We start from the raw sequence: 13,244 nt of genomic DNA on the forward strand, positions 1-13,244 counted from the left end.
CACCTCAAGTATTATAGCAAGTTGCCCCAAGCGCGTTCTTTTAAATGTTAGGTAAAATGTTACGGGTATATTATGCATGAGAAGTTCGTGCTTCGCGAGAAAGACGCAGTGTTACACAGGTGCCCTCACCAAGTTTACTTACTATTTCAACACCCGAACCAGCTCCATAAAAACGCTCGATTCGCTCTGCTACATTGCGAAGGGCAATACCTGTTCCGCGTGGATCATGTTTAATTGAAACTTTTGTAGAGTGTAATAATTTATCAGCAGTACTGGCATCCATGCCCAAGCCGTCATCACATACCGATATAAGCACATCGCTTTCATCCACCTCAGCTAAAATATCAATATGGAGTGGCTCATCGTCTTTCATGGCGTGGCGAACAGCGTTTTCTACAATTGGCTGCACCATAAAGCCTGGAACTAAAATGTCCGCACAATCAGGTGCTATGCGCTCGTTTTCTATAATGCGATCTTCACCAAAGCGCGCCTTTTCTATCTGCAAATATCTGCGCGTTTGCTGCAATTCTTCTGAAAGCGGAATAAGTGTTTGCGAACTCTCAAGCGTATGACGATAAAAAGACGAAAAATCACGCAGTAAAAGACGAGCCTTTTCTGGATTGGTTCGCGTAAAAGACGCAATGGTATTAAGCGTATTAAACAAAAAGTGAGGATTTATTTGCGCTTGAAGTGCCTTTACCTCGGCGCGCGCCGTAAGCTCGGCTTGTCTATCCAACTCGTATGCAAGAAGTTGTGTAGACAACAATTCTGCCAAACCACACACGATTGTGATTTGAGTATGGGTAATATCTTGTTTACGCGCGTAATACAATTTTAGTGTTCCAACACTTTTGTCAGAAACAATTAAAGGCGCTATAATTCCTGCAGGAAATGGTGCCAGTTTGGATGATTGAAGTGTAGAAAGCGCAAACTCGTCCTTCCACTCACTTTGATCGTCAAGCGTGAATGTCTGAACGCGTTTGCTTTCCAGTACATTTTTTACCGCGCTGCTTACCTTAGTGGCAACAGGTACAATTCCTGCTTCGCTTCCCACATACGCAAGCGTTGTGCGTGTATCAGTCATAGCAATAGCACTTGCTGCTGTTTCGGACAAAAGTAACTGACATACTGCCATACAGCCTTGTTCGGATAATCCGTCTGTCATGTGAGCAAGTGTTGCCGAGGCAACCCGAAGCGTGCGCTCGGTGGCTTGAAGACGCTTATCAACTGGCGATACCAGCTGCACGCCACTCCAGGCAACAACAAGTGCAAGCATAACGCCAGCAAGCAACGCACTCAGAAGATTTGAGTGCGCAACGCCCCAAATAAGCAGAAAAACAAGCAGAAAAACAACGGCAAGAAGCGCACACAAACGCACAGAAAAATGAGCATATGATCCCTGTTTATGCATGTGTTGCGCTCCTTACCTTTAAGACTCAGCTGTTTATATGCCTGCACGCTATTTTGTGCAGAAGCCTTAAAGCTATATTCTACCGTTCATGCGCCAAAGATACAAAATCTCATGCACAAGAACGATATGTTGGTGTAATAGCTATAATGCTGAATTTGCTTGTAGAAATTTTGATAAACCTGCTGTGGTCAAAGCCTTGTACAACGGTAAGCCAACTACATACATCACAGCGGCTTCTCCAATACCGGTTGCAACAACACCAAATACATACATAGCAACATAAGATGCGTCCAAAGAAATCTCGGTAAAAGGAATCGTGTAAAAACCAATACCTGCAAGTATAAATGGAAGATATGCAGGTACAATCAAAGCATTTGCTACAACTGGTCCCAAAAGCGCCAGAACAGGTTTTTTTCTAAAGTGCCAGGTAAACCATGCACCAAGCAAGGTGGCAAACGAACCAAACACAACATCGAGCAATCCTAAAATACCGGTTGCCGATAGCGAAATGTTAATAAGGTTTGCCAAAACACAACCAACAGTTAGGCCTACAACAGCTTCGGGGCAAAAAAGAGCAAGTACGCAAAGAGCTTCTGAAACTCTAAATTGAACAGGCCCCCAGGCAAATCCCGAAAAGACGCTTAAAACCACCAGCGTCATAGCTCCATACAGTGCTGCAACTGTTGCAATCTTTGCAGCCTTTTCTGCACTCATGCTCTTGCACAACGAGACAGCGCCCGAGGTGTTATCACATGCAGGGGTTTTCCCAAGACCCTGTTTGTGTGCAGACATAAGGGGTGTTGAATTATTTGTATTCATCACCACAACCTCCTTATTTTGGGTTTTATATGTGATCATACATTGTAACGGTTTTAAAAAATGAGTTGTCGTGCAAGATGGTGTTTTTTCTGAAGACCGTGCACGAGGAATTAAACATGCCAAGCATTCGTTACCAATATCCACAATAGTGAATAAATTTATAACCTGTTCCTTATAAGACAAAGTTGTGCCAAAATATGAAATGAGCGTGAAGTGTTTTTGCTTATAGTACCATTCATACGCAATAATGTTCTCATATACATAAAGGAAAGAGAGAGGTATGGAGGCATTTCAAGACCGACTTGACAAAAAAGAGGTTGAAGCTGGCACACGCATTGCGGATAAGCGCGACCATCCAAGTTCGATAAAGTTTTTTCTCGTTCTTAATTTTGGTCTTATTATTAATGCAGTGGGCATTATGTGTTTTAAGGCTCCTAACCACTTTGCCATGGGAGGTACATCGGGGTTTTCTATTATCCTTGCTTACTTGTTTCCAAATCTTCACTTAAGTGCCTTTATCTGGGCAGTAAATATTTTGTTGGTCATCTTAGGCCTTATATTCCTGGATAAAAAAACGGTTGGCTGGTCGGTATATTCTTCTTTGGCTCTTTCAGCATATGTAACTATTCTTGAGTTTTTTATTCCTATGAGCCAGCCCCTTACCAATGATACCTTGCTTGAACTGGCATTTGCTGTTATTCTGCCTGCAACGGGAAGCGCTATTGCATTTAATATCGGTGCTTCAACAGGCGGTACCGATATCCTGGCTATGATTCTTAAAAAATATACAGCCGTAGAAATCGGCAAAGCACTTATGATAGTTGACGCTATTATTGTTGCTATTTCGGCATATTTATTTGGACCGCGCATTGGTCTTTATTGTATTTTAGGACACATTGCCAAGGCTTTTGTGGTAGATACCGTAGTTGAAAGTGTAAGTATTAGAAAAGTCTGCACCATTATAAGCAAAAAACCCGATAGCGTCCTTAACTTTTTGGTCACACAACTTCATCGAACCGCAACGGTTAGAAAAGAATATGGCGGCTTCTCGGGAAAGCTAGAAATTGAATTGGTAAGTGTGCTTACGCGAAGAGAGGCTGCCAAGCTCCTCATCTTTTTACGTGAAAACGACCCCGATGCGTTTACCACCATTGTAAATACTACCGAGATTATCGGACACGGTTTCAAAGGCTTTTAAATGGTCTTGCACGCAGCTGTACTGCTATTTCGTGTAGTTAGACAGCACAACGTTTTACAAAATTAAACGACAATTTCAGCGTTGATTGCTAAAAATAAACGCTAGTTTGTAGAACGAGTGGGCTGCTGCGTCTTTTGCAAAAGCTTCTGGTAACTTTGCGCAAGGCGCTGCACCAAACTTGAGCTGCTTGCTTCATCCACCACAACGCCGTGCTCATCAGAAACTAAAAACACCTCGGAAACACAGGCTTGTTTGCTTTGAACCTGATTAAGTAAATTTGCTTCTTTAACAACACGTATTCCGAGTGTATGTGCAAGATCTATGACAAGCGAATTAACGCCACTTGCTGTTTCGTCGTCTTGAGCGCACCAAAGAAGCGTGTTATTATCCACGCCCCATAAGCTTTCAGGCGCAACATGCGTCTCAGCCGCTTCTTGTTGTGCTATGTGCGCGCGGGCACAAAAGGCTGATAATTTTGCTTGTTTAAGAGGCGTGTACGGGCCAACACTCATGGCTGCCTGTCCTTTTTCGTCGATAACAAGCATAAGAACACCGTGAGGATAGGTAGTTGAACCCGAAACAAGCGTCCATTCAATGTGCTGTTTTGCCCACGCAACAAGACGTTTATCAATTGGTTTATCGTTTACCGTACGCCGTGATAAACCGCGAAGTAGCCTGTTTTCTAGAGGAAGTTGCTGATTATAAATTCTCCAACGGCAAATGCACGAAGGTTTTCCCAAGGTAAAATGAGTCATGGTATCCTCGAAACAACAAAACAGCTGATATTATGCTCACTATTTTATATAAAAATAAATAAAATGCATGCTCTAATAATTATATGTAAAGAAAGAAAAAAACTGGCGGAGAGCTGGGGATTCGAACCCCAGATAGAGTTTGCACCCTATACTCGCTTAGCAGGCGAGCACCTTCGGCCACTCGGTCAGCTCTCCGTTTGCAATGGAAAATATTACCACATAATGACCTTCGTGTCAGCAACACTTTCAATAATAATGGATCACCAAATAAAAACCATGGTTATAGTATTTGGACTTGTAAAACACCAGTTATGCATCCGTATATTAAAAAGTTGGGAAAAAATAAAATAGTTTGCAATTCATACTTGACAAGACAAGCCGATAAGAGCATTATACTAATTGCAATGCGGCGTTACCTCAGCTGGATAGAGGGTCTGACTACGAATCAGAACGTCATAGGTTCGAATCCTATACGCCGCACCATTTGATTTTTCTAGGGTCGCTGGTCGGCTCTTTTTTTTATCACAATCTGTTTACATACGCGCTCAAAACATTAGGACAAAACGTGTATAAAATCGCCATTGCGTGTGCACAAAATTAATTATGTACAAAAGCACATCGCTCATTTTGTAAAAAATGCAAATAAACACAGACACTTATAATACCCGTAGTTTATTGTTGTACTCGAAGATAACTATTTTATAGAACACATGTTTGCTTTTTCAGATAATTTAAGTTACCATATTAGAAAAAGGAGGCTGCCATGATAATAGAGGGCATTTTATACACTCACAGAAGCTCTAATATGCAAATATACCTACAACAAGATGCAAACACCTATGTACTAAATGAATATGTGCTTACGCATACACACTCAACAAATAATACAGCCATGCACGCAAACGCACGTAAAAAAAGAATGACCAAAACACTCAAGTTCTCTCAAGATGAAGAAAAGCGCATTTATCTTGCTTTACAGCATGTATTATCACAATATTTGCAACAACATCCCCAAAGTAGTAATTTTTTTACTTCAGAGCTGCTGGCACCCTATACCAAAGAATCAGATTTTTCTGCATGTTTAGAAACGGTTTTTGCCTATAGCTTATTCACATTAAAATCTCTACACACCTTTTTACAAACCATGCATATTGCCTGTACATACGCAGAAGTACATCAAAACGTAATAACTTTTACGCCCTCACATTTTTCAAGCTAAGTCCATGTGTAGCATGCATAACTTAAAAAAATACAAGGGCGCAAAATACAATATCTTCGCTGTAAAATATAGCTTTTAAGCTAGGTTAGCAAAGTCTCGTAGCATCATGGCTTCTGCAGCTATGAGCTTTCTTAAAGAAGAAATTGACTGCGACTCATTAGGTGAATGAGCATTTGCCTGCGGGTCTTCAGGGCCCGTTACCAAAACTTGGTATTTTGGAAACATCTCGCATAAATCAGGAATAAACGGAATCGATCCACCTTGACCCTGATTGATAGGCTGTGTTTCAAAAGCATCAGTTAAGGCTTGTTCGGCTATCATACTCACGTCACTGTGTGCATCCATAGCCCAACCACGGCCTTTATCAACAGGAGTCCAAGAAACCTCACAACCAAAAGGAGCGTTGGCAACCATAAACTCACCAAGTGCTTTTTGAGCCTGTTCAGGATCTTGTGAAGGAGCGGTGCGCAATGAAAGTCTAAACTTAGTAGAAGGAGAAATTACATTAAACGAACCTTCAACAGGATGCGCGTCAAATCCAATAACAGTAACAGCTGGTTTTACCCATAAGCGCGATGCAATTGAATCAGAACCAGCAAGTTTTACGCCTGGTAACACGCCTCCGTCAATTCTAAATTGAGCTTCATCGATATCTTGCTGCAATCCGCCTACTACTTCTTGTGATTCAACGCCCGGAACCACAAGATTACCGTCTTTGTCGTACATGCGAGAGATAAGCAAAGCCGCAAGTGTATTGGCGTCAAGAATAGGGCCACCAAACGCTCCTGAATGACGTGGACTATCTAAGACACGTAGTTCCACATCAATATTAGTATTTCCGCGCAACGAAGTTGTAAGGCTTGGAATTTCTGAAGACCAGTTGCCCGAATCAGCAACAATCATGATATCTGCATCAAAGAATTCTGGATGCTCTTTTACAAAGGGAATAAAGCTGTCAGAACCCATTTCTTCTTCGCCTTCGATGAAGAAACGAATGTTTACGCCAAGCTTTTCACCCAAAATACTAAGCGCACCCAAATGGATGGCAATACCCGAACCATCATCAGAAGCGCCACGTCCATATAAACGGTCACCTTTAATAGTTCCTTTAAAAGGGTCGGTATTCCATGCACCGTCTTCATTTGGCGCAGGTTGAACATCGTGGTGTGCGTATAAAAGAACGGTTTTTGCAGACGGGTCTACAATCTTTGAACCAACAACTTCCCACGCGCCAGCGCTACCATCAGCGTTATGAGATTGAATTACTTGAGCATCAACCCCCACACGCGTAAGCTCATGCGCTACAAACTCGGCATCTTCTTTCATATGAGCCGCAGTGATACCTTCGGCAGAGATTGCTTTTTTCTCAATTTTCCGCATAAGAAAATCAAGAGCCGTATCTAGATATTCACTTGCCTGTTGAGATATTTCCTGATTGGAAAGCGACATACTTCCTCCTTACACCAAACCGTAACGTCTACACACCTATCAGTGTAGCCGATATCTCTATAAAAAACCGCGGAAAACCATGAGAATATGAGTGAACGGAGCGTCAACAACATAAAAGCGCAAGGCGTAATAATACATAAAAACACGGCATAAAAATGTGACACATTGATAGCATCTTGTGATATGTTAATAATCTATAAAGCTTGTACATAATGCCGCATGCGGTGCACATGTGTACAATAAAAACAACCGTACATATGCATTCTTCGTTGATAGGCAGTTGACTTATATATGGCAAAACACAAATTGGCTGAACCACAGCAAGACCAAGATTTTTGCACGCGCTCAAAACGAAGAAAACATAGGCGAGTTTTACGTAAAATAGTCAAGACGATATACATGTTGTTCCTGCTTCTTTTTATTGCGTGTATATCGTTTATTCTATACATCCTTATAAATACGCAAAACGCAGAAAATGGCTCGCTACATGTACCCAATATAGTCAAAGACTATATACTTGAGCCTTTCCAAATTGCACATCATGCTAAAGGCACATATCAGTCAAAATATCGATATGTATATGACCTAACTCATGATAAAGAGATTATCAACGACGATGCAGACGTTGCCTGTGCGCCAGCATCGCTTGTAAAACTCATGACCATCTATACCGCACTACAACACATACAGTCCATGGACGAAATAGCCCCTATTGATAAACCTTCTTTTCAACATCTAGAGGACGAAAATGCATCAATGGCAGGTTTTGTACCCGAAGAACAAACAACGTATAAAGACTTACTCTATGGAACGCTTTTGAGATCTGGCGGAGAATGTGCCATCAATTTAGCTATTAACACCACGGGATCTGAAGAGGCTTTTGTAAAGGAAATGAACGACAATGCTCTTAAATTAAAACTTACCGCCACACATTACACCAATCCAACAGGATTAGACAACCCCGAACAAATGAGCTGCGCAGAAGACGTGGCAAAGGTTTTTAGAGCATGTTTACAAGACAGCAGATTTAAAGAAATACTGACAACAAACATATACACTTCATCTAAAACCAACCAGCACCCTCAAGGAATTACCATGAAAAATAATATCTTAAAGCGTTTAACGCCTGAGGAACAAAATGGATTTAAGATCTTGGGAGGAAAATCGGGGACTACCGACAACGCAGGTTTATGCTGGGCAACGCTTGTATCAAAAAATAATACCGAATATATCGTGTGTGTTATGGGGGTTCCTTACCAAGACATCAACAATCCTGGATCTGGCCAAAAAGACGATACTATTCAGCTGATTAATGAACTGCCCTAATAGATGTCTGAAAAGATGCCAAAGGAGCAGCTAAAAAACATGCGTGGATAGGTTTTATCCACGCATATCTTTTTAAAACAAACTTTAATGCAAAAACATTATTGTTTTAGATTGATTTCACTTTTAAGCGCGCAAACAGTTTCTGAACGACCATAACCTTCGTAGTAGTTGCAGGTAGACATGGTCATAACATGTTTGAGGCGCGGAATGATTTGATCTGCATCAGATCGTCTTGTAACCGCTTTTTGTAAGCGTTGCTGAAGATACTCGTGAAATTCCTGATCGTTTGCAAAAGAAACTTTACGAACATCAATATCCTCAGGCTGTGTGTAGTATACAAACAGTGGCTCAAGCTCATATGCTTTTTGCTCAGTTACATACCAAATTGTTTTGGTTTTGTTAAATTTATCCTGGTCATTCAGCAAAAAGAAATGATAAAACATGGTGCCATCTTTAAGGTGGTGTCCATACAAAACAGTTTGATAGTCTACAAGACCAGGCTCTTTATTATCACAGTCCATAAAAACCTGACCGCCGATTGACCATTTTCCTTCGGCGTTGTGACGAAGATATCGATCATTATTATCTGTATGATACACCGGATAATTAACGGGTGTACCAGGCATTTGTAGCCATCCAACAACTTCGGGGTTAATGGCCTTAAGACCTGCCCAATCAACCTCAGGCGCTCCATTGGTCTCATCACCGTCGTTATCAGTTTGAGCATCGGGAATAGTGGCAAATTGAGCAAGCTTGCTATTATTTTGGCTTTGATCGTAGTAGCACCATTGCGAATAGCCGTAGTAAATGCCACCACCTAGCATAAGCAAAATTCCAACAACAATAAGAATCGTTGAGAAGTAATCTTTTACGCTCTTTTTTCTTTTTTTCTGCTTCTGAACAGGAGTGCTGTATGCACCACGCAGATGCGAATACCCTAAAGGTTTAACGGGCATATCTGTTAAGTTGCTATTTTGTTGGGTACTATGTTTACCCATGTGAACCTCTATCTATAGAAGATGTTATCTGCATTTCAAGCGGTAACCACTACAATCAATCCGCTTTATACAAACCGATATTATACCTCATGAGGATATGAGTCCACATTTCACACACGACAACCCTGTCTTTTCGATATACTTATACTATAAAGATAGTTAAGTTGGTTTTGGACATCATGTCTGATGAAACATATGCATTGATAAGGAGCGCAAATGAGCACCACAGAGAACATGTATCGCAAGTCAGATTACACGCTATGCACTACAGATGCTATGCAACAAAAGTTTACGTCCCTTTTCTCAAAGAAAGAGCATTATATTCCTCGCGTGGCAGCTGTCCACGACTTATGTGGTTATGGAAAATGTTCGTTGGGAGTTGCAATTCCCCTTCTCTCAGCCGCAGGTTGTGATGTTTGCCCTGTTCCTACTTCACTTTTTTCGGCACATACTAAATACGAGCATTTTTATATGCATGACACTACCTCTATGTTAAAACCGTATTTAAGCGCATGGAAAGAAGAAAACGTTGACGTAGACGCCGTATATTCAGGATTTTTGGGAGCAGCCGAGCAAGTACAGGCAATACAGACGCTTTACACGATGTTTCCACAAGCTTTGCGCGTGGTAGATCCGGTAATGGGTGACGGAGGAAAACGTTATCCAACATATACACAAGAATTATGCGACGCTATGAAAGACCTTGCACACAACGCCGACATTCTTACCCCAAATCTTACCGAAGCCGCAATCTTAACGGATTTGCCCTATGAAGGCCAAAATGCATCGCCAGACTCTGTTAAAAAACTACTTCATGCACTGAGTTCATATCAAGCAAATTACATTATTTTAAAGGGCATCGAAACATCAGACGGAAAGATCATTAATTTTATAGCAGATAAAGACGGTAACGTACTCAAGATTGCGCAGGCAAAAATTCAAGTTAGCCTACATGGTACAGGAGATTTATTTGCAAGTTGCGTATTAGCGTGTTGCATGAATGGTAAAAACATCGTAGAAGCTACTGAATTTGCAGGTGAATTTGTATGCAAAGCTATTAACGTCACTCAGATGCAGCCTGATTGGCAAATGCGTGGCGTAAGCTTTGAATCGCTGCTAGGCGAAGTTGCACAAATGACCTTATAAACGCCTGCAGGTGCACTTCTAATTTCAGCTCGCTATTTAAAAAGACGTATTTACCATTCCAAACACTATTTTTTGGTATCTACGCTATTTGAATTATCTATAGCAACGCTTGACCCTTCGGGAACGTCCTTATCGGTAACTGACTTGGCATCGCCTGAACCGCTCGTATCAGGCTTTGTTGACGTATTGTCTTTATCTGACGTACCGTCTTGATTGCTTGATGGGGACGTTGTATCGCTCTTGGATGATGTATCTTCAGCTGAGCTTGATGATGCATCATCTTTGGAATTGGTATCAACGTCTTGATCCGAGGCGCCCAATACCTGTCCAATAATAGTATTTGGCGTAAACGACGACGTTATATTAGCACGAAGCTTGTCGGCAATTTCTTTGTCAACACCTTTAATGGTGCAGTGGAATCTAACTCCGTTATTTGTTGTTGTCTTAGTCCAAATAAATGTCATAAGCGTACGCGGCGCACCTTGAGGTGGAAGTATGCCAAACAAGTTAGAATGCTGCAGCTTATTATTTTCATTAAAGTAGACCTGAACATGATAAATTACCGTATTAATATTAGGGTTAAGCAATGCATTAATAGAAAGCGCAGCAGCTTGAATTTGAGATCCGGCAAATACTTCGAGGTAATCTTTTGATGTGGTGTCGGTAACGGTAACTTCTATACGATGTGTGTTTTCGTCCGCCTCTTCAACAGAGAAACGTTCGGGGAACTGGGTAAATCCGTTACCCCATTCAACACCACCACTCATAGCCGATCCAACAGCTTTAACCGAGACTTCTGTTGCGAGATTTGCCGTACTATTACGCCTGATAACAGCTATCGCAACCTGCGAAGCTACAACCAATACAAAGAAAATTGCTACAAAAGAAACCGCAGTTATGGCAATAATGCGCTCAACATTAGAGCCCGAAGGATCGTCAGTTGACAGAGGGTCAACTGCAACCGTATTTCCAAATCGACGCCTGTGAGCACGTTGTTTTTTTGCTGTCTCAGCATTCGTATGACCTGTCTCATCCACCGTGGAAAACAAAGTTTCGGCACGCTCGGCATTAAGAGCGTGACGCTGAACACGTGCGATTTCTCTTTTTTTTGCCATACAAATCTCCGTACTACAATTAACCGTACCGCTTATTCAACGGTATTTTGCGAGGTCAAACGATGAGAAACGGCGTCACAGATAAGCGCGCCGACAACCGTTTTTGCGTCTTCTATTCTACCGTCTAACACAGTGTTGATAAATTCATTTAAAGGAACAAATTCTGTGTGCACAAATTCGCCCTGATCGGGTTGAGGTGTTCCTTGAGTAAGACCCGTTGCCATATAAATATGAACTAATTCATCAGAAAACCCAACCGCCGATGCAATGGTTGTAAGAAGCGCCATGCGTTGTGCAGTTATACCCGTTTCTTCAAGCAGTTCCCTTTGTGCAGCGGCAAGAGAATCTTCTCCAATCTCAAGTTTACCAGCAGGTATTTCAACAGTTATTCTATCAAGCGAAGGTCGATACTGTTTTACCAGACAAATTGACCCCGTATCAGTAAGAGCAACAACGGCAACAGCACCAGGATGGTGAACAATGTCACGTTGAGCTACAGATGAATCGGGAAGTTTTACCTGCATTCTGGATACATCAAAGATAAGACCTTTAAAAACGGTAGATTCACTAAGAGGAAGTTCCATAAGATCAGCGTTAGAAAACGTCTTTGACTCAACGCAGGTAATATCGGTGGTTTCAGAAGTTTGATTAACGTCTTGTTTGGTTTTTTGTGCACGTTTCGACATACCACTACCTCCCTCTTATGTGTATGACCTAAAAGAATACTTTTCCATAACACATGTTTTCATGATAGCGAAAATTCAGCGCAAGCATGGTTTTATCATAACGAAACCATATGGAAAGGATTGAAGAAAGATAATTTATTGAGCAGGAGCCAAAAGAGCGCTGTAAAAGCGATGCTATTCATCACCTGCAAGAAAAGACGAAAATTCAGCAGCACTCACGTATGCCGATGGCGTATAGCTCACACCAACAGTTCCTATACCCAAAAGTTTAGTTATACACGGGTTAGTATTAACAATTCCTGCTACATGACTTTCAAATTCATTAGTATCCAAAGGTTTTTCTAACGTTGCAAGCAAACGAGGCGCGCCTGCGTTAATCTCAACATGAGTGAGAGGACCTACTTTATGTCCATATAAACTCATGTTGCGAACCAATCTACCTGTTAACACATGAAGTTCTGGAGCGCTACAAAGTTCTTTAGGTAAACCTTCATCGGTCAGGGTAAACATGCGGCGCACTCCAAACGCGCGGGCTTTAAGTGCTTGTGCTCCAAGAAGAATGCTTCCATATGGTTTAGAGGACACTCTTGTTAAGTCAGCTGCTTGAGGAGGAAGAATTATCGATATTTTGGTAGCATTTGCAACCGCAACAGCACGCTCGCACGCCTCTTCTACGTCTAATCCATTGTTGCGATCACGCACTAAAGCAGCTAAAACAAGCGCTAGCTGACCAGATATGCATTTTGTATCAATGGCATGTACACATACGCCCAAAATAGATTTAGCCGCCGTAACGCATGCAGAATATGAGTCAAAAAGCTTTGTAGACGCATGAAGTGTCACAATGTCTTTATAACCCAAATCCCTACACTCTTCAAAAATACGAGCATAATCTTTTGTCGTGGGTGACTTAATAGTAAAACGACCCTTGGTAGCAGACAGATGAACGTAAAAATCCAAGGGATCAAGATCTATGCACTCGCGATAGTTTTGTTCTTTTGAGCAAATATAATAGGGAACGAGGCGAACATGAGCAGAATTAAGCGCGTGTAGTGGAACATCACATGCACTATCACATACAATTGCAAACTTCTTTTGTTGTGTATCCGCCATGTTACACCC

12 protein-coding genes and 2 tRNA genes are annotated in these 13,244 nt (G+C 41.6%); 5 read left to right on the forward strand and 9 right to left on the reverse strand.

Annotated features, from left to right (window positions below; all coding sequences use genetic code 11):
* Positions 1-70: 70 nt before the first annotated feature.
* Positions 71-1,411 carry a sensor histidine kinase gene (locus AC1DBT_RS01275; protein WP_480018294.1) on the reverse strand — a complete coding sequence of 447 codons (1,341 nt, stop codon included), beginning with the start codon at positions 1,409-1,411 and terminating at the stop codon, positions 71-73.
* 141 nt (positions 1,412-1,552) lie between these two features.
* Positions 1,553-2,230 carry a QueT transporter family protein gene (locus tag AC1DBT_RS01280; RefSeq protein WP_480018295.1) on the reverse strand — a complete coding sequence of 226 codons (678 nt, stop codon included), beginning with the start codon at positions 2,228-2,230 and terminating at the stop codon, positions 1,553-1,555.
* A gap of 280 nt (positions 2,231-2,510) precedes the next feature.
* Between AC1DBT_RS01280 and AC1DBT_RS01285 the strand changes: the two genes are divergently transcribed.
* Positions 2,511-3,428: a YitT family protein gene (locus AC1DBT_RS01285; protein WP_480018296.1), complete on the forward strand. Its 918-nt coding sequence runs from the start codon at positions 2,511-2,513 to the stop codon at positions 3,426-3,428.
* 101 nt (positions 3,429-3,529) lie between these two features.
* On the opposite strand, the gene AC1DBT_RS01290 is transcribed toward AC1DBT_RS01285, so the two are convergent.
* Complete coding sequence (locus AC1DBT_RS01290) at positions 3,530-4,183, reverse strand: hypothetical protein (protein WP_480018297.1); 654 nt, start codon at positions 4,181-4,183, stop codon at positions 3,530-3,532.
* A 103-nt stretch (positions 4,184-4,286) separates the two neighbouring features.
* Positions 4,287-4,378: transfer RNA gene (locus AC1DBT_RS01295), tRNA-Ser, on the reverse strand.
* Between the two features lie 211 nt (positions 4,379-4,589).
* Here AC1DBT_RS01295 and AC1DBT_RS01300 point away from each other — a divergent pair.
* Positions 4,590-4,666, forward strand: a tRNA-Arg gene (locus AC1DBT_RS01300).
* Positions 4,667-4,946: 280 nt separating this feature from the next.
* On the forward strand, positions 4,947-5,402 hold the full coding sequence (locus tag AC1DBT_RS01305) for a hypothetical protein (RefSeq protein ID WP_480018298.1): 456 nt from the start codon (positions 4,947-4,949) through the stop codon (positions 5,400-5,402).
* A 75-nt stretch (positions 5,403-5,477) separates the two neighbouring features.
* On the opposite strand, the gene AC1DBT_RS01310 is transcribed toward AC1DBT_RS01305, so the two are convergent.
* On the reverse strand, positions 5,478-6,851 hold the full coding sequence (locus AC1DBT_RS01310) for a M20/M25/M40 family metallo-hydrolase (protein WP_480018299.1): 1,374 nt from the start codon (positions 6,849-6,851) through the stop codon (positions 5,478-5,480).
* A gap of 399 nt (positions 6,852-7,250) precedes the next feature.
* Between AC1DBT_RS01310 and AC1DBT_RS01315 the strand changes: the two genes are divergently transcribed.
* Positions 7,251-8,177 carry a D-alanyl-D-alanine carboxypeptidase family protein gene (locus AC1DBT_RS01315; protein ID WP_480018300.1) on the forward strand — a complete coding sequence of 309 codons (927 nt, stop codon included), beginning with the start codon at positions 7,251-7,253 and terminating at the stop codon, positions 8,175-8,177.
* Between the two features lie 98 nt (positions 8,178-8,275).
* Here the strand turns inward: AC1DBT_RS01315 and AC1DBT_RS01320 are convergent, their stop codons facing one another.
* Positions 8,276-9,175, reverse strand: coding sequence for a sortase domain-containing protein (locus AC1DBT_RS01320; RefSeq protein WP_480018301.1), 900 nt, complete (start codon positions 9,173-9,175; stop codon positions 8,276-8,278).
* A gap of 276 nt (positions 9,176-9,451) precedes the next feature.
* Here AC1DBT_RS01320 and AC1DBT_RS01325 point away from each other — a divergent pair, with 276 nt between their 5' ends.
* Positions 9,452-10,321, forward strand: coding sequence for a pyridoxamine kinase (locus tag AC1DBT_RS01325; protein ID WP_480018376.1), 870 nt, complete (start codon positions 9,452-9,454; stop codon positions 10,319-10,321).
* A 65-nt stretch (positions 10,322-10,386) separates the two neighbouring features.
* Here the strand turns inward: AC1DBT_RS01325 and AC1DBT_RS01330 are convergent, their stop codons facing one another.
* From AC1DBT_RS01330 to AC1DBT_RS01340, 3 genes are all read right to left on the reverse strand, one after another.
* A complete protein-coding gene (locus AC1DBT_RS01330; RefSeq protein WP_480018302.1) occupies positions 10,387-11,436 on the reverse strand; it encodes a hypothetical protein in 1,050 nt (349 codons plus the stop codon).
* A gap of 32 nt (positions 11,437-11,468) precedes the next feature.
* The gene (locus AC1DBT_RS01335) at positions 11,469-12,122 is read right to left on the reverse strand and encodes an NUDIX domain-containing protein (protein WP_480018303.1); all 654 of its coding nucleotides are present in this window, start codon (positions 12,120-12,122) and stop codon (positions 11,469-11,471) included.
* Between the two features lie 174 nt (positions 12,123-12,296).
* Positions 12,297-13,235 (reverse strand): DegV family protein, encoded by a 939-nt coding sequence (locus AC1DBT_RS01340; RefSeq protein ID WP_480018304.1) that lies wholly within the window; start codon positions 13,233-13,235, stop codon positions 12,297-12,299.
* Positions 13,236-13,244: the final 9 nt, after the last annotated feature.

Source organism: Fannyhessea sp. C0108B2 (assembly GCF_056583915.1).